The 22,015-nt window shown below is 70.8% G+C and carries 19 protein-coding genes; 8 read left to right on the forward strand and 11 right to left on the reverse strand.

The features are described 5' to 3' along the window. The first annotated feature begins 1 nt into the window (after position 1). The 3 genes from SNA_RS25825 to SNA_RS25835 all read left to right on the forward strand — a co-directional run bounded on the left by SNA_RS25825 (position 2) and on the right by SNA_RS25835 (position 4,161). The gene (locus SNA_RS25825; RefSeq protein WP_044366956.1) at positions 2 to 1,297 is read left to right on the forward strand and encodes a sensor histidine kinase; all 1,296 of its coding nucleotides are present in this window, start codon (positions 2 to 4) and stop codon (positions 1,295 to 1,297) included. Positions 1,298 to 1,554: 257 nt separating this feature from the next. Further along, positions 1,555 to 2,733, forward strand: coding sequence for an acyltransferase family protein (locus SNA_RS25830; RefSeq protein WP_037789915.1), 1,179 nt, complete (start codon positions 1,555 to 1,557; stop codon positions 2,731 to 2,733). A gap of 117 nt (positions 2,734 to 2,850) precedes the next feature. Further along, positions 2,851 to 4,161 carry a C2 family cysteine protease gene (locus SNA_RS25835; RefSeq protein WP_030066106.1) on the forward strand — a complete coding sequence of 437 codons (1,311 nt, stop codon included), beginning with the start codon at positions 2,851 to 2,853 and terminating at the stop codon, positions 4,159 to 4,161. Positions 4,162 to 4,251: 90 nt separating this feature from the next. On the opposite strand, the gene SNA_RS41605 is transcribed toward SNA_RS25835, so the two are convergent. Next, positions 4,252 to 4,461, reverse strand: coding sequence for a PepSY domain-containing protein (locus tag SNA_RS41605; protein ID WP_030066105.1), 210 nt, complete (start codon positions 4,459 to 4,461; stop codon positions 4,252 to 4,254). Between SNA_RS41605 and SNA_RS25845 the strand changes: the two genes are divergently transcribed. Beyond that, positions 4,390 to 5,475 carry a sensor histidine kinase gene (locus tag SNA_RS25845; protein ID WP_420823512.1) on the forward strand — a complete coding sequence of 362 codons (1,086 nt, stop codon included), beginning with the start codon at positions 4,390 to 4,392 and terminating at the stop codon, positions 5,473 to 5,475. The genes SNA_RS41605 and SNA_RS25845 overlap by 72 nt on opposite strands. 4 nt (positions 5,476 to 5,479) lie before the next feature. Here the strand turns inward: SNA_RS25845 and SNA_RS25850 are convergent, their stop codons facing one another. Next, positions 5,480 to 6,115 (reverse strand): hypothetical protein, encoded by a 636-nt coding sequence (locus tag SNA_RS25850; protein WP_052808988.1) that lies wholly within the window; start codon positions 6,113 to 6,115, stop codon positions 5,480 to 5,482. Positions 6,116 to 6,298: 183 nt separating this feature from the next. On the opposite strand from SNA_RS25850, the gene SNA_RS25855 reads away from it, so the two are divergent. Next, positions 6,299 to 6,490 (forward strand): HAMP domain-containing histidine kinase, encoded by a 192-nt coding sequence (locus tag SNA_RS25855; RefSeq protein ID WP_030066101.1) that lies wholly within the window; start codon positions 6,299 to 6,301, stop codon positions 6,488 to 6,490. 232 nt (positions 6,491 to 6,722) lie between these two features. Here SNA_RS25855 and SNA_RS25860 read toward each other — a convergent pair whose 3' ends face one another. The 3 genes from SNA_RS25860 to SNA_RS25870 all read right to left on the reverse strand — a co-directional run bounded on the left by SNA_RS25860 (position 6,723) and on the right by SNA_RS25870 (position 9,705). Next, positions 6,723 to 7,187, reverse strand: a complete 465-nt coding sequence (locus SNA_RS25860; RefSeq protein WP_157880091.1) for a hypothetical protein — start codon at positions 7,185 to 7,187, stop codon at positions 6,723 to 6,725. A gap of 153 nt (positions 7,188 to 7,340) precedes the next feature. Next, positions 7,341 to 7,751 carry a hypothetical protein gene (locus tag SNA_RS25865; RefSeq protein ID WP_030066099.1) on the reverse strand — a complete coding sequence of 137 codons (411 nt, stop codon included), beginning with the start codon at positions 7,749 to 7,751 and terminating at the stop codon, positions 7,341 to 7,343. A gap of 208 nt (positions 7,752 to 7,959) precedes the next feature. Next, the gene (locus SNA_RS25870) at positions 7,960 to 9,705 is read right to left on the reverse strand and encodes a TIGR03767 family metallophosphoesterase (protein WP_030066098.1); all 1,746 of its coding nucleotides are present in this window, start codon (positions 9,703 to 9,705) and stop codon (positions 7,960 to 7,962) included. Positions 9,706 to 10,042: 337 nt separating this feature from the next. On the opposite strand from SNA_RS25870, the gene SNA_RS25875 reads away from it, so the two are divergent. Next, positions 10,043 to 12,094 (forward strand): flavin monoamine oxidase family protein, encoded by a 2,052-nt coding sequence (locus SNA_RS25875; protein ID WP_044366961.1) that lies wholly within the window; start codon positions 10,043 to 10,045, stop codon positions 12,092 to 12,094. Between the two features lie 84 nt (positions 12,095 to 12,178). Here the strand turns inward: SNA_RS25875 and SNA_RS25880 are convergent, their stop codons facing one another. Beyond that, on the reverse strand, positions 12,179 to 13,144 hold the full coding sequence (locus SNA_RS25880) for a LysR family transcriptional regulator (RefSeq protein ID WP_030066096.1): 966 nt from the start codon (positions 13,142 to 13,144) through the stop codon (positions 12,179 to 12,181). 134 nt (positions 13,145 to 13,278) lie between these two features. On the opposite strand from SNA_RS25880, the gene SNA_RS25885 reads away from it, so the two are divergent. After that, entirely contained in the window at positions 13,279 to 14,529 is a 1,251-nt protein-coding gene (locus tag SNA_RS25885) for a M6 family metalloprotease domain-containing protein (protein WP_241779839.1), read from the forward strand. 162 nt (positions 14,530 to 14,691) lie between these two features. Here SNA_RS25885 and SNA_RS25890 read toward each other — a convergent pair whose 3' ends face one another. Genes SNA_RS25890 through SNA_RS25910 form a run of 5 tightly spaced genes read right to left on the reverse strand, consistent with a single transcriptional unit; the run spans position 14,692 to position 20,618 of the window. After that, positions 14,692 to 15,720: an ABC transporter ATP-binding protein gene (locus SNA_RS25890; RefSeq protein ID WP_044366966.1), complete on the reverse strand. Its 1,029-nt coding sequence runs from the start codon at positions 15,718 to 15,720 to the stop codon at positions 14,692 to 14,694. Beyond that, entirely contained in the window at positions 15,717 to 16,874 is a 1,158-nt protein-coding gene (locus tag SNA_RS25895) for an ABC transporter ATP-binding protein (RefSeq protein ID WP_078970198.1), read from the reverse strand. The genes SNA_RS25890 and SNA_RS25895 overlap by 4 nt, the downstream gene beginning before the upstream one ends. Continuing rightward, a complete protein-coding gene (locus SNA_RS25900) occupies positions 16,874 to 17,860 on the reverse strand; it encodes an ABC transporter permease (RefSeq protein ID WP_044366968.1) in 987 nt (328 codons plus the stop codon). Before SNA_RS25900 ends, SNA_RS25895 begins: the two co-directional genes overlap by 1 nt. Continuing rightward, positions 17,857 to 18,864 carry an ABC transporter permease gene (locus tag SNA_RS25905; protein ID WP_420823516.1) on the reverse strand — a complete coding sequence of 336 codons (1,008 nt, stop codon included), beginning with the start codon at positions 18,862 to 18,864 and terminating at the stop codon, positions 17,857 to 17,859. Before SNA_RS25905 ends, SNA_RS25900 begins: the two co-directional genes overlap by 4 nt. A 14-nt stretch (positions 18,865 to 18,878) precedes the next feature. Further along, the gene (locus tag SNA_RS25910) at positions 18,879 to 20,618 is read right to left on the reverse strand and encodes an ABC transporter substrate-binding protein (protein WP_030066091.1); all 1,740 of its coding nucleotides are present in this window, start codon (positions 20,616 to 20,618) and stop codon (positions 18,879 to 18,881) included. Positions 20,619 to 20,831: 213 nt separating this feature from the next. Between SNA_RS25910 and SNA_RS25915 the strand changes: the two genes are divergently transcribed. Then, positions 20,832 to 21,992, forward strand: coding sequence for an NAD(P)/FAD-dependent oxidoreductase (locus SNA_RS25915; RefSeq protein WP_030066090.1), 1,161 nt, complete (start codon positions 20,832 to 20,834; stop codon positions 21,990 to 21,992). The last annotated feature ends 23 nt before the right edge of the window (positions 21,993 to 22,015 follow it).

Raw genomic sequence — 22,015 nt, forward strand, 5'->3', positions numbered from 1 at the left:
CGTGCGCCCGGTCCGGTCCCGACCGCCGCAGTGGCTGCAGGCCTGGACGGCAACGCTCTACTGGAAGACGGCCGTCTTCATCACCGTCATGTGCTGCCTGCTCGCCGCGGTGCTCGGCATGCTGGTGCACGTCCTGGTCGACGGGCAGACCCAGGACCGCGCGCGCCACGTGGCGCTGGAGGAACTGGACCGCAGCACGTCCGCCTATGTCACCGGGGCCCCGCTCAGCCGCGACGTCGCGGTGGACCCGCCGGACCTCCCCGCTCCGCTCCGCAAGATGACCGTGCAGCGGCATGAGCGCGGGACCCAGCTCGCCACCCACCGTGACCGCCCCGTCATGTGGGCCGCCACGCCCGTGACCGGGAGCAAGGTGCTGGCGGTACGGCTGGACTACAGCGAGCAGGCGGCCTCCCTCCGCGGCCTGGACGGGGCCATCATCGGCTCCTCCGCCGCCGCGATCGGCCTCACCCTGGCGGCCGGACTGATCTCCGTCTCCCGCATCACCCGCCGACTGCACCGCACGGCCCGCGTCGCCCGGCGGATCAGCACCGGCGATCTCGACGCCCGGGTGAACGACCCTCGCGCCCGGCGCCCCCACCGTGCCCAGGACGAGGCCGCCGCCGTGGCGACCGCGCTCGATGCGATGGCCGCCAGCCTTCAGGAGCGGCTGAACAGCGAACAGCGCTTCACCGCCGACGTCTCCCACGAACTGCGCACGCCGCTCGCCGGGCTCCACGCCGCGGCCGAGCTGCTGCCGGACGGCCGCCCGACCGACATGGTGCGCGACCGCGTGCAGACCCTGTGCGGACTGACCGAGGACCTGCTGGAGATCTCCCGGCTCGACGCCCAGGTCGAGAGCGCCGACCTCGACATCCACCAGCTGGGGCCACTGGCCGAACGCGCGGTACGGGCCACCGGAACGGCGACGGAGGTCCGCGTCGTACAGGACGCCCATGTGCAGACCGACCGGCGCAGGCTCGAACGCATCCTGGGAAACCTCGTCGCCAACGCCCACAAACACGGCCGCCCGCCCGTTGTGGTCACCGTCGAGGGTCCCGTCATCACCGTGCGGGACCACGGCGACGGCTACCCCACCTACCTCCTCGACCAGGGCCCCCAGCGCTTCCGGAGCCAGTCCGGCGGATCGGACGTCGGCAAGCGGACCGGCCACGGTCTGGGCCTGACCATCGCCACCGGGCAGGCCCACGTCCTCGGCGCCACCCTCCGCTTCTCCAACGCCGCCGACGGTGGAGCCATCGCCGAACTCCGTCTCCCGGCCCACCCGGACCAGCACTGATATCCGACCTGTCAGCCCATCAGTCCCACTTGGCCGGGTCCCCCACCCGAAGAATTCGCCCCGAACGCCGCCGCCGTGCAACGCTGCATGTTCCGGACTGAGTGCATCGCGTGCTGCGGGGCTCCCGGTTCGCCTATAGGTGATAGCACGGAGGGCATACGACTCACGCACGGGTTCACCTACGCACGCGTTCTTCGCAGCCTGTGCACCGCTTCCGACACGGAGCGCTGCTGATCAGGGCGCTTGGGGGTTGCACTATGGCCGAGCGCCGTTCAGGGAACAGGCTTGCCGCACTCGACGGGCTGCGTCTGCTGGCCGCGTTGATGGTGGTGTGCTACCACTACGTCGCCCTCGTACGACCATGGGGCCATACCACGGACACGATCTTCCCGTCCGCCCACAGCGCCGCCCAGTACGGCTGGCTCGGCGTGGAGCTGTTCTTCCTGATCAGCGGTTTCGTCATCTGCATGAGCGTATGGGGCCGTACGGTGGGCGAGTTTGCCGTCTCCCGCCTCTCCCGCCTGTTCCCGGCCTACTGGGCCGGCCTCCTGATCACCGTCGTGGTGGTCAAAACGTGGCCGGAGGCCGCTACGCCACGGAGCTGGAACACGGTGATCACCAACCTGACCATGCTCCAGGGCGGTAACGACACTCCCGACGTCGACCCGGTGTACTGGACGCTCTTCGTGGAACTCAAGTTCTACCTGATCATGGCTGTCGTCATACTGTTCGGCGTCACCTACCGCAACTGCCTGATCCTGTGCGGGGTATGGACCGCGGCCGCCGCCCTCGCACCGATTCTGAAGACCCCGCTGATCAGCGAGTTCGCCATGCCGCAGTACGCGCCGTTCTTCATCGCGGGCATCGCCTTCTACCTGATGCACCGTCACCGGCCCAACGCGATCCTGTGGGCGATCGTGATCCTGCAACTGCTGCTCGCGCAGCGCTACATCTACGAGCGGATGGCCGTCAACCTCGGCGCGGCCGCCGCGGACGCCCTGCCCACCTGGCCCGCCCGCATCGTCATCATCGTCGCTTTCGCCCTCATCGGCGCGATCGCGCTCGGCGCCTGCGACCGGATCCGGTGGAAGTGGCTCACCGTCGCGGGAGCGCTCACCTACCCGCTCTACCTCGTCCACCTCAACATCGGCATGACGCTCATCCACCACTTCCGCGGCAGCGTCCCCGCCCCGGTCCTGGTGGCCTCGGTGACCGCGCTCATGCTGGCCACCGCCTGGCTCATCCACCGCCTCGTCGAACGCCCCCTGGGAAAGTGGCTCCGCGCCACCATGCGCCGGGGCATCGACGACGTCCGCCGGCATGCCCCACCACCCCGCGGACCCCTCCGGCGCTCCGCACCCCAGACGTCCCCCGCGTCACCCAGGGCGGAAGACGACCAGGCAGTGCCGCGCGCCCGCACCTTCGAGTCGGTGTGACCGGCGGGCCGGAGCGGGACCGGTGGGGCTGAAAGCCCTGGCCAGAGGGCGGTGACCAGGTCGCCGAGCCGCCCACGTACCCTCATGAGCCGGGTGGGAGAGGTACGGGGAGGAAACGTGGGTTACCACCGCAACAACTGGCGCCAGGTCGTCGGCAAGGCCGCGCCCTACATTCCCGGCGGTCAGGAGCTGATGGCCGCCGTGGACGTGGTGCACGGGATCAGCGACAGCGTCGGCCGCGACCGGCTCCAGTACGTGCGCGGCGGCCGCCCGCTGGTCGAACTGCCCTGGCAGCCGCCCGGCCCCCCGCCCAACCCACAGCGGGCCGAGGCCGTCGGCCGCCAGGCATGGGACCTGCTGTTCGCCGACGAGAAGCAGTACAGCGCCCGGTCCCTGCTCGACCAGGTCGGCAACCTGCTGATGCCGCTGCCGCCCACCGAACTCGACATGGTGGTCCGCCGGTTCGGGACACAGGGCCTGGACCGCTGGGACGCGCTCACCCACGTCGAGGACGAGCACGGTGAGCCCGCCTACGACTGGCCGCGTCAGCAGGAGCTCTTCAACTGGCTGCTGCGTACGGTCAGCCCGTACGGCGCAATGCTGATCGGTACCGGAATGACGTGCAGCCAGCCGAACGACGATCCCGGGTGCGACTGTGGCGACCACGGCTGGGTACTGCCCGAGGGGCCGTTCGCCAAGGTGGACGGCGCGTACGTCACGGAGAACTGGCAGTGGGTCTCGGGCTCGACCGAGGCGCTGTCCTGGCAGGACATGTACCAGGGCTGTTTCGGGGACTGCTGGCTGCTGACGAGCATGCAGGCCGTGCTCCAGGCCAACCCGCAGCACGCCTCACGGCACTTCCGACAGGAGGCCAACGGCACCGTCACCATCACGTTCTACGACGAGGGCCGCCCGGACCCCATCACGGTGGTGCCCGACCTGCCGTACGGCCACGGTCGTCTCTGGTGTGCCACCGGCCACACCCAGGACGCCCGTTACGCAGAGACCTGGCCGGGCTACTTCGAGAAGGCTGCCGCCCAGGCCCGCGGCAACTACCACGACATCGCCCACGGCGGGCCCCCGTCCGACGCGCTCGCCCTGATCACCGGCCGCACGGGACAGAAGCTCGACGTCACCTCGCCATGGGTCGTCCAGGAGATCGCCGACCGCAAGTCGCGCGGCCAGGCGCTCGTCGCCACCACCGTCCCCGCCGCCAACGCCGGCCCGGACGACGCCGTGGAGATCGCGGGCGGCCGACTGATCGGGAACCACGCCTACTTCGTCAAGGATGTGGACCCGGCCGGCGGTCGGATCTCCTTGGGCAATCCGTGGGGCGACCAGGCCACCCGGACGCACTGGGAGTGCTGGCTGACACTCCAGGAAGTGGGTTCCTACCTGGTGCAGATCGACGCCGTCGACACCTGGTGACCTCCGGACGTCTCGACGGTGTGGGCCATGAAGGGAATTGTCCATTGCTCCACCGACAACGCTGACGGAGCCGGCGGCGCCGGGGATGTGTCAGTCGTCGTGTGCGTCGTGGTCGGCGCCGTCGTGGTCTTCGTGGTCACGGTCGGCGTGACGGCTGCCGTCGTGACGGTCGTCATGGTCGACGGAAGCCGCGATGATCTTTCCGGTGGAGGCGTTCACGGTCACGTCGTGCTCGGCGCCGTTCTTCCCCTGGATCTCGACGTCCCAGGAGACGGCGGAGCGTTCGTGGTCGAGCTCCACGGACGTGACGGTGCCGGGTGCCTTGGCCAGCGCCGCCGCGACGGCGCCGCGGGCGTCCGTCCTGAGCGCCTGGACAGCCTTCAGGTCGGCACCCTCCCGGTCGTCGTCGGGGTCGGTGCGGTTGCCGCCGTCGACACCGTGGTCCGCTCGATGCTCATCGGCCTGCCCCTGCTGCTCGTTGTCGTCGCGGGCGTGACCTGGCTCGTCACCCGGCGCGCCCTGCGTCCGGTCGAGGCCATCCGCGGCGAACTGTCAGCCATCACCGGTGCCGGCGACCTCACCCGCCGCGTGCCCGAACCCGCCTCCCACGACGAAGTGGCCCGCCTGGCGGCAACCACCAACGAGACCCTGGCCGCACTGGAAGCCTCCGTCGAACAGCAGCGCCGCTTCGTCGCCGACGCCTCCCACGAACTGCGCAGCCCCATCGCCTCCCTGCGCACCCAGCTCGAAGTCGCCGCCGCGCACCCCGAACTCCTGGACCTGGACGGCACGGTGGCCGACACCGTACGGCTTCAGCACCTCGCGGCAGACCTGCTCCTGCTCGCCCGGCTCGACGCGGGAGAGCAACCCCAGGGCAGCTGCATCACCCTTGATGACCTGGTACGCGAGGAAGTGGCACGGCGCACGGACGCCCATCCCGTCGACGTACACATCGCCGACCACGCGCAGGTACAGGGCAGCGGCGGACAACTCGCCCGCGTCCTGGGAAACCTGCTGGACAACGCCCAGCGGCACGCCACCGGTGCGGTCTCCGTGACACTGCGCGCCGAGGGCGGAGACGCGGTGCTGGAGGTCGCCGACGACGGTCCTGGCGTGCCGCCCGCCGAACGGGAGCGCATCTTCGAACGCTTCGTACGCCTCGACGACGCCCGCAGCCGCGACGACGGCGGCGCCGGCCTCGGCCTGGCCATCGCCCGCGACATCGTACGAAGGCACGGCGGCGACATCGCCGTACGCCAATCCCCCGGCGGAGGGGCGGTGTTCCAGGTGCGGCTGCCTGCTGCTGTTCCGTAAGACCTCAGGCGTCTCCGGGAAGCAGATGCTGGTGAACCTGGCGGAAGGTCCACGTGCCGCGGGCATGCGTGAAGACCCAGACCAGGTCGAAACGATCCGGCCACTGGCCGGGTACGCCGGTACCGGACACACCAAGGGCATCCACGATCGACGAAATGCGGGAGTGCTCCCAGCAGATCAGCACCGGTTCGGGGGCGGCGACTGCGGCCTTCGCCAGGGCCGCTTCCTGGGACTCGGCGAAGGTCATGTCGAGCTTGATGCCCATCTGCCGGGCCAGCGGCGTCACGGTCTGCCGCATACGGTGGCCGCCGGCCAGCGGGCCCTTGTCGGTGGCGGCGTAAATGGTCTTGGGGCGCATCAGACCGGGGACGGGGGGCCGGCCCTTCGGCGGGTCGAACAGCTTCGGCAGTGCGCGGGCACGGCCCCACCCGCGCCGGGTGAGGGAGTGGGGGTCCTGGTGACCGTGTTCGTCGTAGCCGGGGTGGTTTGCGTCGGGCTTCTCGCCGTGGCGGATGATCATGATGGTGGTGGTGACCTTGGAACCCGCCAGATGGAGAGGGTCGGACGGGCCCTTGCGACCGCAGCCGGCGAGCACCACGGGCGCCGCCGCCAGCCCGGCCAGTAGCCGACGCCGGCTCATCGCAGGTATACGGCCTCCCGTTTGCTGTTCCGCCATGCGGAAACCCCGTCCTGTACGTCGGAATGACTGCCCAGTGCGCGGCGCAGCGTACTACCTGTTCCTGAAGGTGCCCTTAAAGCGCTTTCCGAGCGCCGTTCGCAGGAGGCCACCCTCAAGGACCGGCGGTCACCGACTCGGGGGAGGTTGGCCGACGCCCAGCACGACGGCACCGGCCTGGGCCTGCCCATGGTCCGGCAACTCACCCACGCCAGCGGCGGCGAGGTCACCCTGCGCCCCGCGCCCCGGGCCGGCGTCGACGCCGTCGTCCGCCTCCGGCTCGCCCCCCATGTGGCCGAGCGCTGGATGCCCACGCCCCTCGTCAGAGATCCAATGTGAGCATGAGTCAGGGACACGAGGATCGAGGAAGACGGGCGGGGCCGGACGGGTGACGTGCAATCCGAGCTGCGGCTCGCCGCCACCTTCACCGGCGGGGTGAGCCTGGCGGTGTGGATGGGTGGCGTCGCCCGGGAGACGAATCTCCTGGCCGGGGCGGGCCGGTCGGGAGGGCGGGGGGCTGAGCGTCCTGCGCTACCTGCGCCCGGCGACCGGGCCCACGCGCACCCCCGGGTCAACTCCCCCGGGGCCGGGGCTCCTTGACCACCCGCCCCGTGGTGCGGGTGGTGCCCGCGGAGCACGTCACCGAGCGGAACCGGTCGCCGACCTCGGCCACCCAGAACGCATCGGCCACCGTGTACGCCTGGACGCTCAGGCTGCGCCGCCACCCCCGGAAGAACACCTCGACGACGTCGGCGTCAGGGGGCAGCTGGCCCCACGCCAGCGACCAGCACCTCGCCGCACGGCCGCTGTGCCGGCCTCCCCTGAGCGGGGAGACGCTGAGCGTGCCCACGACGGACACGTCGATGAGCCCGGCCGGGCTGTGCACCTCCAGGGCCGGCCGGTCCGCGGAGCCCCGCGCAATGCGCAGTAACCAGCCACTGAGGGGCAGCCGTAGCTCGCCTGGCTCGACGGCGGTGAGGGTGCTGAGACCCGTACAGGAGCGCCCGTCCGGCATGAGGACATCACCGCTTTCCACTGTGACTCCGAGGTTCGACGCCTCGATGTGACGTCGCTGAGGCTCAACGGTCGGAAGCGTACGGGCGCTCTTTGTGGATTTCTTGTGTGCAGCGAGGCGGCCCCCGGGGAGTGTCCAGCCGGGGGCCGCCGTGTGCCGGGAGGTCGGCCGAGGTCAGCGGCCCAGGTCGGCCGGGGCGTGCGGGAGGCTGAAGGTCTTCACCGTCTTGCCGTCGTGCTTGTAGACGACCGTGGGCGTGGCATCGGCCTGCGCCGCGGGCTTCGGGAGCTTCAGTGTGTACGTCCCGTTCGGGTCCATACGGCTCTGCACCGGGCCGGGCTTGTTCTCGCTCAGCGCACCCGTGACACCGTGCTCGGGGTCCGAGATGCTGACCTTTTTGCCGTAGCCGTCCAGCTTGAGGGTGTCGCCGTTGTCGACCTTGACCTCCTTGGTGTAGTCCGTGGGCATGGCGACCGCCGCGGTGGCCGGGAGGGCGATGGCGGCGCCGGCCACCGCGACGGTGAGGCCGGTGCGCAGCCCCTTGTGCTTGATGCGACGGGCGCGGGTGATGGCTTGCTTGGGCATGACTACTCCTTCACGGATGCGTGTAGTGGCCGAGAGTGATCGGCCCGGTATGAGGGCCGAGAAGCACCCATGCCCGGAAAGGTAGACAACGCCCGTTTCAGTCGTCCCGAGATCGTGTATCAGCCACGTCTCGATCACGGATAGAGACTGTGACACTCGCCGAATAAGGCATCTGACCTGCGGTTTCCCCGCCCGGTCGCGGCGGCGGCTACGTGGCGGGCTTGGTGAGCAGGAGCTCGGTGTTGTGGTCGGCGGCAGCGCCCATGCGGGTGGCGGGGGTGGCGTAGGGGTCGTTGTAGGCCAGCTCGCGGTAGAGGGCGGCCAGGCCCCGGTCGGAGGTGTCGGTGAAGTCGGTCCGGTACGGGGCGGCGGACTCGATGAGCGTGGTGAACAGCGACAGCGTCCGGTCCCCGTTGTCGGCGACCTCGATGATCCGGGCGTGGTGCGGGTAGTCGACGTGGGAGGCGGTGTTGATCTCCCAGAAGGCCCGCTCGGGGACGGCGTGGCCGTGCGCGGTGATCTGGTTGGTGTGGGTGTGGCCGTTGACCCAGGCCACCACGTTCGGGAAGCGCTGAAGCAGGGCCACCAGTTCGTCGCCGCCGTGCCGGCCCTCGAACGGGTGGTACGGGTCGGGGAGCAGGTTGCCCATCGTGGTGCTGGTGTGGTGGCTGAAGAGGACGACGAGGCGGCTGTCCGAGCCGCCGCGCACCAGGTGGCCGTCGGTGTCGTACCAACGGCCGGAGTGCGCCTTGAGGACCGACTCCAGCCAGGTCAGCTGACCGGTGCCGAGCGAACCGTCCGCGAAACCGGCACGGTTGGTGGTGTCGAGGCTGATGCCGAGGACGCCGTCGGCGAGGTCGAAGGTGTAGTAGAGGTGCCCGCTGCTGACCGCGTCCTGGGTGAAGCCGTGGCCCGCGGGGCCGGGGCCGGTGTACGCGGGGTTGAGGTGTGCTCGGGCGAACTCGGTGGGGGTGAACGGGTGGCGCCGCTCGTCGGGGGTGACCGTGCGGATCGCGCCACCGCCGGTCAGCAGCTTGCTCAGCAGGATGACGGCCTCGCCCGGGTTGTGCAGCAGCGCGTCGGCCAGCTGCGCGGCGGTCGCGTTGTCGCAGCCCTCCAGCTTGCGCGAGCCGGTGTACAGGTCGTTCAGCAGGCCGAGGTCGGGCAGGCTGCCCTCGATGCTGTCGTCGTGGTTGCCGACCGTGGTGTACCAGGGGACGCGCAGGCCGGGTGCGTCGAAGGGGCGTATCGCGCCGCCGAGGAAGCCGGGCACATGAGGCAGCCCTTTGGCCTTGTAGACGTCCTGGAGGGACGATTCGGGGTTCCAGTACTGCGCGCTTCCCGAGTTCTGCACGCCTTCGTAGCGCGCGAGGTCGCCGCTGTTCGGAGTGATCCGGCCGCCGCTCATGACGCTCAGATACCAGTCGAGTTCGAGCCGCTCGTGGTTGTCGGTGTTGTCACCGGTCGCCATCACCAGGCTGAACGGCAGGCCGGTGTACGGGCCTTGCCGCACCTGGTTGACGCGCTCGACCAGCGAGGAAGCGCCCCGCACGGTCAGCGTCTCCTGCGGCCGGTGTGCGCTGTCGTTGTACCGCGCCAGGTACTCGAACCGCACCGGGGACTCGGTGTCCGTCAGATGCAGGTCGGTGAACTGCACGAAGGAGGCGAGCCCGGTACGTCTGTCGTCCCGCCCGGATGCTGCGCCGGCCAGCTCGGCGCGCACCACCAGCGGCCAACCCGGCCCCGCCACCAGCCGCTTGTACGGCCCGTCGCCGGTCGGCGTCGCCGCCTGTTCGAGAGTGGTTCCGGCCGTCCGCACCGCCCGCGCCGCCGTGAGCGCCAGGGCCCGCTCCTGCGCCGCCGCCCGCCCCGGCGTGAACCCCTGCCACAGAGCGGCACCCGCCGCCGCCCCGGATATCCCCGACACAAACCGCCGACGACCCATCCCGCTCATGAAGTCCCCTTCTCCATGGCGGCACTTCATAGTCAGGCCCGCCTGCCGGGCGCGTCCGCCGCGCTCACCCTACTGACGAGTAAGGCGGTGTCCAGGGAGGGAAAGGGAAAATCTTCGGGAACAAGGAGGGAAGCATTACGGAACACCCCTTTGAGTGAATACGCAGTTGATAGGGGCGAAGAAAATACGACTCATCCGAGTGATTGCCCACAGGTGCCGCACTGCCGCGGCACCTACGTCGCCACCTGCGCCGACCGGCCCTCCCCTACGCCCCGTACCGCATGCACACCGCAAGCCGCCCTCCCCTGACCGGCGGGAACGACGTCACTCTCACGGCATGACGAACCATCAAGAACCTTCCCCTGCCGCCGATCCCGCTACCGATTCGGCTCCCACCCGACGGAGCTTCACCACCGCATCCGCCGCCGCCCTCGCCGCCACCGGCCTGCCTCCCTGGCCCACCGCTCCGGCGGTCGCGGCCACCGCCCCGAGGGTGCCGGTGCCGACGTCGGCCGACGATGACGACCGCGCGCGGACCGTCGCCCGCGCCATCATGGTCATGAACAAGGGCGAAAAGCCGCTGAAGGCGGACTATGTGGACATCCTGCGCGCCGGGAAGCTGCCGCGCTCCAGCAGTAGGCCCAAGCGCGTCCTGATCGTCGGCGCAGGGCCCGCGGGGATGCTCGCCGCCGCTCTGCTCAAGCGGTCCGGGCATTCCGTCACGGTGCTGGAGGCCAACGCCAACCGGGCCGGGGGCCGTATCAAGACCTTCCGGACGGGCGGCCACGAGAATGCGGAGCAGCCCTTCTCCGATCCCCGGCTGCACGCCGAGGCCGGTGCGATGCGGCTGCCGGAGAGCCACGCGATGCTGATGGCGCTCATCGACGAGCTGAAGATCAAGAAGCTGGACTTCCGCCTGGTCGCGGAGGATTCCCATGCCGGGTCGCACGCCGGGTCGCAGAGCGGGAAGCCGCGGGACAACGCGTGGATCGTGGTCAACGGCGTCCGGATGCGCCGCTCCGCGTACGCGGCGAATCCCCGCCCCGTGAACCGCAGTTTCGGGGTGCAGGCGGAGTACCTGGACACCGCGGCTCGCGACATCCTGGACGCGGCCATCAAGGATGTCCGCGAGGAGTTCAGTGTCTTCAGGAACGGCAAGTGGCAGGACAAGGAGCCGTCCGAGGCGCTGGAGGGCTGGGTACGCATCATCCAGAAGTACGGCGACTGGTCGATGCAGCGGTTCCTGTCCGAGAAGGCAAAGCTCACGCAGCGCACCATCCATCTGATCGGCACCCTGGAGGACATGACCTCCCGGCTGTCGCTGTCGTTCCTGCACAGCTTCCTGGACGCGGTGCTGATCAACCCCGGTACCAGGTTCTACGAGTTGGAGGGCGGCACCGCCACCCTGGCCGACGAGATGCTGAAGAAGGTCAGGGGCGACGTGCACTTCGGCCGCCGCGTCACCCGTATCGAATACTTCGACCCGGACGCCCGGCGCCTCGGCCAGAGCGATGCCACTCATGTGTCGAAGGAGGGGCCGCGGGTATGGGTGGACACCGTCTCCGAGGACGGTGCGGATCCGGCCCGCCGGTCGTACACCGGCGATGTCGCCATCATCACCGCGCCCTTCTCCGGTCTGCGGCAGATGCAGATCCTGCCCGCCCTCTCCTACGGCAAGCGGCGGGCCGTCGTGGAACTGCACTACGACGCGGCCACCAAGGTGCTGCTGGAGTTCGGCCGCCGCTGGTGGGAGTTCGACGAAGACCAGTGGCGGACCGAGTTGGAGCGCATCCGGCCGGGCCTGTACGACGACTTCCGCCTCGGCAAGGCGCCCGACGACGGCTCCCTGCTGGGCAAGCACCCGTCGGTCCCGGGCGGGCACATCTCCCGGGCCCAGCGGGCCCACTACGCGGCCAACCGCTGGATCACCCGAGACCAGCCGCCGGCCGTCGGTGTGCAGGGCGGCGGCTCCGTCTCCGACAACGCCAACCGGTTCGTCTTCCACCCCTCCAACCCCATCGGCGACAGCCAGGGCGGCGTGGTCCTGGCCTCCTACACCTGGGCCGATGACGCGATGCGCTGGGACTCCTTCGACGACGACGCCCGCTATCCCAACGCCCTGCGCGGTCTCCAGGAGGTCTACGGGCAGCGCATCGAGGTCTTCTACACCGGCGCCGGCCAGACCCAGAGCTGGCTGCGCAACCCCTACTCCAACGGCGAGGCATCCGTACTGCTGCCGGGCCAGCACACCGGCCTGTTCCCGGACGTCGGCACACCGGAGGGGCCGCTGCACTTCGCCGGCGATCACACGTCCCTCAAGCCCGCGTGGATCGAGGGGGCGCTGGAGTCCGGCGTGCGCGCAGCACTGGAGGTCCACCTGGGCGCGTGACCCTTCCGGACATCCGCCGGAGGATGTGGGGCTCGGTCCGCACCGCACGGTGACGGCGAATCAGACCAGCGGCTGCGCGGCGATTCAGACCAGCGGTTGCGCCGCCCCCGGGTGCCGTTCGCGCCAGCGTCTGTATACCGAGCTGTCGGCGCAGGTGGCCAGATAACCGTCGCGCACGCGCCGCAGGATCGTCCCACCGTGCCTGGCCAGCGGGCCGTCGCGGTGCCAGGCCAGGACGTGGCGGTACCACAACGGGTTTCCGGTCAGCGGGCGGACGGCGACGCCGGGTACCTCGATGAAGGTGGCCTGACACAGGCTCACCGCCAGGCCCGCGCGGACGATCTCGATGAGTTGCCGTCCCTCGGCCTCGTACGGAATACGGGGGTGACGGTCGGCCAGGGTGAAGACGGACGACCAGTACTCCCGCGTACGGTCGCTGTCCGGCCGGGGCGCGGCCCAGTCCTCGTCGGCGAGCCGGGCCAGGCCGACCTCGTCCTGGCCGGCCAGTGGGTGGGTCGCGGGCAGCAGCGCGAAGACGGGCTCCGTGACGAGCGGGTGCAGAAGTACCCCGTCACGGGGCGGCGGCTCCTGGCCGGGGTGGTCGCCGAGGACCGCGGCTTCCAGACGGCCGGCGCCGAGGTCGTCCAGCAGCGGGGCGGGGGCGTACTGACAGCGGGCCGTCACTTCCGCGTCGGGCAGCAACTCCCGTACTGCAAGAAGGAGATGTCCGAGGAGCGGGGCGCCGACGGAACCGATGCGCAGACGGGTGGGGGCGGTGGCGCGCCGGACGGCCCGGTCGGTGTCGGCGAGGAGCTGATCGACGCCCGGCAGGACGGCGAGTGCCCGGGAGAGGACGAGTTCGCCGAGCGGCGTGGGCGTGGCTCCGGCGCGCCGACGGTCGAACAGCGCGCCTCCCAGGAGGGTTTCGATCCGCCGGAGCTGGGCGCTCAGGCCCGGCTGGGTCATCCGCAGTGCCGCGGCGGCCCTGGTCAGGCTGCCGGCCTCGGCGATGGCGCACACCACCCGCAGGTGCCGTATCTCCAGATCCATGGCGCGGATGTTATGGACCGACGGGAGCTTCCCGGCAGGGCGTCACGCCCCTCAGTCTTATGTGAAATGTCACACCCTATTTACATGGAGGTTCCTATGCACGCGGAGGTTCAACTGCCATGAGATTCCCGGCCGTGAGATTCCTGGCCCTGTCCCCCGGGAGGCGAGCGGCGCTGCTGTCCGCGGTGGTCGCCGGTCTGCTGCTGGTCCTCGCCGGGATGACGTACGCCAAGGCGTCCCCCCTGTCCCGGCAGGCGTCCCCCAAGTCCCAGGCCATATCCACGCCGTCCTCCTCCCGGCACGGCGCCGCCGACTGTGCGCTGCCGGGCGCCACCGGGTGGACGGACGAGGGCCACGACACCGACCGCTCCGTCTTCCAGCGGCCCACCGGGACCATCAGGGCCGCCATGATCTTCGTGGACTTCCCGGACGCCCCCGCCACCGAGTCCCCCGCCCGCGACGCGGCACAGGTCACGCCCGGTGCGGACTGGGTGTCGCAGGCGTCGTACGGCAAGGCATGGCTGGCCATCACCCAGTACCGGCACTGGGTACGGATGCCCCACAACTCGACGGACTACCACTTCCAGCGCGGCTTCAGCCATGAGGCGCACGAGGCATACATCAGGGACGCGGTGGCCGCCGCGGACCGGGGGGTGGACTTCTCCCGGTACGACCTGCTGTACGTGATGCCGACCAAGAACGCCTCGGCCATCTCCTTCACTCCGACATACATCTACGAGCCGGGCACGGCCGGCGTGGTCGCCGACGGCAAGCGCCTCAAATGGTCCGTCACCTTCGGCCAGGACATGTGGCACTGGGGGCCCAAGCTGGTCGGCCACGAGACCGCGCACACCTTCGGGCTGCCCGACCTGTACGCCTTCGAGGCCGGCGACGACGCCCACCGCTTCGTCGGCGGCTGGGATGTCATGGGCCTGATCAGTGGCGCCGGACCGCAGTACTTCGGCTGGGAGTCGTGGAAACTCGGCTGGACCGCCGACAACCAGGTCGCCTGCCGCGCCTCGACGGGCAGCGACACCGTCCGTCTCACCGCCGTGGAGTACGGCGGCGGCACCAAGATGGCCGTGATCCGCACCGGCCCCACGTCGGCCTACGTGGTCGAATCCCGGCGCGCGGCCCGGTCGGACACGGGCCTGTGCGCGACCGGCGCCCTCGTCTACAAGGTCGACTCGTCCGTCAAAACCGGCGAGGGCCCCATCCGGGTCATGGACGCCCGGCCCGCCACCCCTCCGGCGAGCGGCTGCCGACCGCTGGACGATGCGCCGTACCAGCCCGGTGAGTCGTTCACCGATTCCGGCGCGGGAGTGCGGATCGATGTGCTGCACGCGGACGGGAACGGGGACACGGTGCGCGTCACCAAGTCCTGAGCCGCCTTGCAGGGCAGGAAGTTGGGAACCGCGAACGGAAGTGGGGAACGGCGAGCGGAATGTGGAAACGGCAGTTGCGTCCCTGGTGACGGCCGTTGTGCCCTGGCATCGGCCGAGATGCCAGGGCACAAACATGTCCGGTGGCCGCCTCCCGCTGCCGCCTCAGCCCGCCTCCGGAAAGTGGCAGGCCACCCGCCGTGCCGCCCCAGGCGTCGACGGCTTCAGGACCGGGGCCTCGGTCCGGCAGACGGTCTGGGCCTTGGGGCAGCGGGGGTGGAACGGGCAGCCGGGTGGGGGCGTCGCAGGGCTGGGTGGGTCGCCGGGGAGGGTGATGCGTTCGCGGGTGCGTTCGGCGGCCGGGTCGGGTAGCGGGACGGCGGACAGCAGGGCCCGGGTGTAGGGGTGGGCGGGGGCCGCATACACCCGCTGCTTGGGGCCGGTTTCGACGATGCGGCCCAGGTACATCACGGCGACCCGGTCGCAGACCCGCTTGACCACCGACAGGTCGTGGGCGATGAAGAGATAGGCCAGGCCGAGTTCGCGTTGCAGATCCGCCATCAGATTCACGATCTGCGCCTGTACGGAGACATCCAGCGCCGAGACCGGCTCGTCCGCGACGATCAGGCGGGGGCGCGTGGCCAGGGCGCGGGCGATGCCGATACGTTGGGCCTGTCCGCCGGAGAATGCGTGCGGATAGCGGTCGAGGTGTTCGGGGATCAGCCCGACGAGGTCCATCAGTTCGGCGGCCCTGCGGCGCGCCTCGTCGGCCGGAGTGCCCTGCGCCAGCAGCGGGTCGGCGATGATCCTGGCGACGGTCTGGCGGGGGTTGAGGGAGGCGTGCGGATCCTGGAAGACCATCTGGACATGGCGGCGCAGCGGGCGTAGCGCGCGCTGGGTGAGGTGGCCGATGTCGCGGCCGTCGAAGGTGATCGAACCGCGTGTCGGCTCCAGGAGGCGGACGATCGCGCGGCCGGTGGTGGACTTGCCGCAGCCCGACTCGCCGACCAGGCCCAGGGTTTCCCCCGCCGCGATGTCGAAGCCGACGCCGTCGACGGCCCGGATGGGCGCGGTGCGGCCCCGTTTGCCGGGGTAGGTCACGGTCAGGTCGCGTACGGAGAGGAGCGGGGGCGCGTCCTGGTGCGGCGGGCCGGGTGCCGGGGGTGGGGGCGGGGATGTGTGGGTCGTCGTCATGGTGTGGCCTTTCGGGTCGGGCCTGGGGCCGGGCTCGGGCTCGGGTCCGGGCTCCGGTCCTCGGTCCGCGGGCGCGCCGTGGCGCCCGGTGCGGCGCCCTGACCGAGCGGCAGATGGCAGGCCACCGCGTGGTCGCCGGAGCGGGCCAGGCGGGGGCGGAGCCGGGCGCAGCGTTCGCGGGTTTCCGTGTCGGCCGCCGCCGTGCGCGGGCAGCGGGGCGCGAAGGCGCAGCCGGGCGCGGGGTTGAGCAGCGAGGGCGGGCTGCCGGGGATGGCGCGCAGCGGGGCGTCGTCGGTGTCGTCGAGGCGGGGGAGGGAGTCCAGCAGGCCGCGGGTGTAGGGGTGGGCCGGTGCGGCGAACAGGGCCTCCACCGGGGCCTGTTCGGCCGCCAGACCGCCGTACATGACCAGGACCTCGTGGGCGACCCGGGCGACCACGCCGAGGTCGTGGGTGATCAGGACGACGGCGAGGGAGCGTTCCTGCTGGATCCGGGCGATCAGCTCCAGGATCTGGGCCTGGACGGTGACGTCCAGCGCGGTGGTCGGTTCGTCCGCGAGGAGCAGATCGGGCTCGCAGGCGAGCGCCATGGCGATCATCACGCGCTGCCGCATACCGCCGGAGAACTGGTGCGGGTACTCCCCCGCCCGGCGGGCCGGCTCCGGGATGCCGACCTCGGCGAGCATCTCGACGGCCCGTCGGCGGGCCGCGGCACGGCGCGAACCGAAGTGCACCCGGTGGTGCTCGGCGATCTGCTCGCCGACCGTGTAGTAGGGGTGCAGGCTGGAGAGCGGATCCTGGAAGACCATCGCCATCCGCCGGCCGCGCAGCCGGTTCAGCTCGCGTTCGGCGAGTCCGGTCAGTTCGGTGCCGTCCAGGACGACGGATCCGGTGACCTCGGTGCCGGTGTGCAGGCCCATCACGGCCATCGAGGTGACGGACTTGCCGGAACCGGACTCGCCGACGATGCCGAGCGTCCGGCCGCGGCCGACGTCGAAGGAGAGACGGTCGACGGCACGGACCGGGCCGTCCGGGGTGGCGAAGGTGACGGTCAAGTCCCGTACGGACAGCAGTGGTTCGGGGTCGGCGGATTCGACGGCCGGACGCGGTTCGCCGACCGGACCGGGTTCGCCGACCTGACAGGGATCGCTCACCATCACAGCCTCACTCGCGGATCGACAACGGCATACAGCAGATCGACGGCCAGATTGGCGACGACGATGAACGTGGCGGCGAGCAGGGTCACTCCGAGGATCACCGGCTGGTCGCCGCTGGAGAGGGCGCCGTAGAAGAGCTGTCCGATGCCCGGGAGGCCGAAGATGGACTCGGTGATGACCGCGCCGGCGAGCAGCCCGCCCAGGTCCATGCCGAACAGGGTGAGGATCGGCGTCATGCCGGTCCGCAGCCCGTGTTTGACGACGACGGTGCGGCGCGGCAGGCCCTTGGCGCGGGCGGTGCGGATGTACGGCTCCGCCATCGCCTCGATCATCGAACTGCGGCTCTGCCGTGCGTACATGGCCGCATAGAGGAGGGCCAGTGCCAGCCAGGGCAGCAGCAGGTTCGATGCCCAGCGGGCGGGGTCGTCGCCGAAGGGCACGTAGGCCGGATACGGGAGCAGCCCGGCCACCCGGATGAGGCCGTAGATCAGCATCATCGAGGTGAAGTACACCGGCAGCGAGGCGGCGCCGACCGCGCCGACCATCAGCACGCGGTCGGTGAGGGTGTCCTTGCGCAGGGCCGCGACCACCCCGGCGCTCAGGCCGAGCGCCAGCCACAGCACCGCCGCGCCCAGGGCGAGCGAGGCGGAGACCGGCAGGCGGTTCATCAGGAGGTCCCAGACGGCTTCGCTGTTCTCGTACGAGTAGCCCAGGCACGGGACGTGGCAGCGCAGGGCGTAGTGGCCGCTGCCCAGGGTGCGGCCGGTGAAGATGCCGGAGAGGAAGTCCCAGAACTGCCGCCACAGGGGCTGGTCGAGGCCCATGTGTGCGCGGATCGCCGCCAGCCGCTCGGCGCTGCACGATTTGCCGCAGGCCGCGGCGGCGGGATCGGAGGGCAGGACGTAGAAGATGAGGAAGGTGACGGCGGCGACGGCGATCAGCACACCGATGACGGCGGCGAGGCGGCGCAGGGTGTAGAGGATCACGCGCGGCCTCCTCTCGGGTCGAGGATGTCGCGCAGGGCGTCGCCGAGGAGCGTGAAGGCGAGCACGGTCAGGAACAGGCAGGCACTGGGGATGACGAAGTACATCGGGTCGGTGTCGTAGAAGGCGACGCTCGCGGCGATCATCTGGCCCCAGGACGAAGTGGGCGGCCGCACGCCGACACCGAGGTAGCTCAGGGCCGCCTCGGTGGCGATCATGCCGGGGATGATCAGGGTGGTGTAGGCGATGACGGGTCCCGCGACGCCGGGGAGGATGTCGCGGGTGAGGATCCGCCAGGGTCCGGAGCCGCCGACCCGGGCCGCGTCGACGTACTCACGGTGTTTGAGCGAGAGGGTCTGGCCGCGCACCACACGGGCGATACCGGGCCAGCCGAACAGGCCGATGACGGCGGTCATCAGCAGGATCCGGTTGACGTCCTTGGCCACCGACATCATCGCGATCATGAAGATGAGGGACGGGAAGGACATGGTGAGGTCCATCAGGCGGGACAGCACCGCGTCGGTCCGGCCGCCGAAGTAGCCGGCCGCGATCCCGGTCAGCGTCCCGGCGACCACGACGATCGCGGTGGCGCTGAGCGCGATGAGCAGGGAGACCTGGGCGCCGTGCACGACGCGGGCGAACAGGTCGCGTCCGGTGACCGGTTCGACGCCCAGCCAGTGCGCGGCGGAGATCCCGCCGAGCGGCCCGATGGGCATGCCGCCCAGGTACGGATCCACGGCGGACTTGTCGAACGCGTCGGGCGACCGGCCGCCGAGCGCGCTCAGCAGCGGGGCGGCGGCCGCCATGACGAGAAAGAGCCCGATGATGACGAGGGAGACCGTGACGGAGGCCCGGCGGCGCAGCTCACGGCGGACCAGCTGCCAGGGGCTGCTGGGCACGGCGGGCCCGGCGGCTGTTTCCGGATCCGTGCCCGGGTTGGTGCCCGGGTTGGTGTCCGGGTTCGTGTCCGGGTTCGTGTCCGGGGCGGGTGGGGAAGCGGACATGATGCGGCGGCTTCCCTTCAACTCTGGCTCTTGGAGGGGTCCTTGAGACCTACGGTGGCGTAGTCGAGCTGGCCGCCGTAGGAGGTCTGGCCGTAGGCGCCGGCGATGTTGCCGCCGACCACGAGAGGCCAGCGGCGCACCAGGACCGGGACGGCGGGTGCCTTGGCGAGGATCTCGCCGTCGAGCCGCTGCCACGCCTCGTTGGCCCGCCGGGCGTCCGTCATCGCGGCGATCTCGTCCATCCGCCGCATGGTCGGCCGGTCGCGGAAGAGGGAGTGGTTTCCGGTGTTGCCCTTCTCCTTGATGTAGCGGCCGTCGAAGACGAAGGGGAGGAAGGTCGAGCCGGAGGCGTAGTCGGGGCACCAGCCGGTGTAGACCAGGGGCGTGCGGTTCTTGGTGTCCCCGATGGTGGCGTAGAACGCCGAGGGGTCGACGGTGTTGATGGTGACCTTGATGCCCACCTTGGCCAGGGACTCCTGGATGGCTTCGGCGCGGCCCTTGTCGCCGGAGGAGACGGTGATCTCGGTGGCGAAGCCGTCGGGCTTGCCCGCCTCCTTGAGCAGCCGACGGGCCTTGGCGGGGGCTCCGGTGGCGGGGATCTTGAGGGTGTCGGGTTGTCTGCCGCCGAAGAGCGCGGCGGGCATGTACGCGGTGGACGGGTCGTTGAAGGCCGGTCCGCCGGACGCGGTCAGGATCGCGTCCTTGTCGAGGGCGTACTGCACTGCCTGACGCACCGTCACGTTGTCGAACGGCGCCCGCCCGGTGTCCATCTGGACCATGTCCGTGCAGTTCATCGACTCGGCGAGCAGCCGCCGCCTGGCCTCGGCGTTCGACAGGACCTTGGCGGCGCTTTCCGGGCGCAGCGCGTACCACGGGACGGCGGAGGCATCCGCGCCCTGGTCGGCGATCATCCGGTCGTCGATCTGGTTGGGCTTGAGCCCCATCACCACGACCAGCCGGTCCGGGTACGCCTTGCGCACCGCATCGGTCCTGGGGTCCCAGTGCGGGTTGCGGACCAGGACGAGCCGGGTGCCCCGCTCGTACGACGCGATTTTGTACGGGCCCGAGGAGAACGGCCGGTTGTCGTAGCGCGGTCCGGTGTCCCGCTTCTGGGGGACCGGCGCGAACGTCGGCATGACCGTGGCGTTGGGGAACTCGGCGAACGGCTTGCGGAGTTCGAAGACCAGGGTGCGGTCGTCGGGCGTCTTGATGGAGTCGAGGTGCTTGCCGTCGGCCGGGCCCTTGTAGCCGTCGGCGCCGGCGAGATAGCGGGCCGCGTAGTCGGAGCCGCCGGGCAGGTCGGGCGAGAAGGACCGCTCGACGTTGTACTTGATGTCCTGCGCGGTGACGGGTGTGCCGTCCTCGTACCGGACGCCCTTCTTCAGGTGGAAGGTCCAGGTCTTGGCGCCGTTCGAGGAGGTGCCGAGATCGGTGGCGAGGTCGGGGACCAGCCTGCCGCCCTTGGTGCCGGGCGCGGCCTGGTACGTCACCAGGGTGCGGTAGAGCAGCCGGGTGCCGAAGTCCATGGTGTTCATGACCCAGTTGCGGGCCGGGTCGAGGTGGTCGAAGTCCTGGTTGGACAGGACGGTGAGGGTGCCGCCCCGCTTCGGGGTGCCGCCGATGGCCGCGCCCTGGTGGGCGAGGGCGGGGTTCCGGCCGCGGCCGTCCGCGGAGTTGGTACCGGAGCAGCCGGCCGCGCCGAGGGCGAGGGCCGTCGCCAGCGAGACGGCGAAGGCAGTGGACGTGCGCTTGTTCATCAGGGGTCACTCCGTCAACAGTCGGACAGCCGCGGGCGGCTGGAAAGTGAGCCAAGGAGCCTGGAACGCGAGCTGTAAAATAGTAATGTGAAATTGCACTGCACAAGGGGCCGCACACAAGGGAGTTGAGGCCCGCCCCGAAAATCCGGGCCCGGAGATCTCGCGGCGCGCCGATCCCTTGGCACCGTCGGTGCAATGTGAAATATTACTGCCGTGCCCACGAGACACTCTTCGGATCTCCTCGTCATCGGCGCGGGCGTGATCGGCGCCGCCTGCGCCTACTACGCCGCCCGGCGCGGCCTGAACGTCACCGTGGTCGACCGCGGCCCGGTCGCCGGCGGCACCACCGGCGCCGGCGAAGGCAACCTCCTGGTCTCCGACAAGGGACCCGGCCCCGAACTCGAACTGGCCCAGCTGTCCACGTCGTTGTGGCACGAGCTGAGCGACGCGCTTCCGCGGGAGATCGAGTACGAGGCCAAGGGCGGTCTCGTCGTCGCCTCCGGCACGGAGGACCTGGCCGCGCTGCGGACGTTCGCCGCGCGGCAGGCGGCGGCCGGTGTCACGGCCGAAACGGTGCCGGGCGACCGGCTCGGCGACCTGGAGCCGCATCTGACCCCCGGCCTCGCCGGCGGCGTCCACTATCCGCAGGACGCCCAGGTACAGCCCGCGCTGGCCGCCGCCCATCTGCTGCGCGCGGCCGGCGGCCGGGTGCGGCTGCGGCTCGGCGAACCCGTCACCGGGATCCTCACCGCGACGGACGGTCGGGTGCGGGGGGTGCGTACGCCCTCCGGCGATCTGCACGCCCCGTGCGTGGTGAACGCAGCGGGGGCCTGGGGCGGCGAACTGGCCAGGCTCGCCGGCGTATTGCTGCCGGTGCGTCCGCGGCGGGGCTTCGTCCTGGTCACCGAGCCCCTGCCGCGCGTGGTGCGGCGCAAGGTGTACTCGGCCGACTACGTCGCCGACGTCGCCAGCGGCTCGGCGGCGCTCCAGACCTCCGCCGTCGTCGAGGGCACCCCGGCCGGTCCGGTCCTGATCGGCGCGAGCCGGGAACGCGTCGGCTTCGACCGCACCCTGTCCGTGGAGGTGCTGCGCCGCCTCGCGGCCCAGGCCGTGCGGCTCTTTCCGGTACTCGCCACGGTGCGGGCCCTGCGCACCTACGCCGGGTTCCGCCCCTACCTGCCCGACCACCTGCCCGCGATCGGCCACGACCCGCGCCGGCCGGGACTGCTGCACGCCTGTGGCCACGAAGGGGCGGGCATCGGTCTCGCCCCGGCCACCGGGCAGATCATCGCCGCACTGGCAGCGGGCGACGAACCGCCCCTGGACGTCCGCCCGTTCCGGCCCGAACGGTTCGGGGACGGTGCGGCGTGCTGACACCCCGGTGGCCGATGCCACCC

The organism is Streptomyces natalensis ATCC 27448 (assembly GCF_000935125.1).
Taxonomy (GTDB): domain Bacteria; phylum Actinomycetota; class Actinomycetes; order Streptomycetales; family Streptomycetaceae; genus Streptomyces; species Streptomyces natalensis.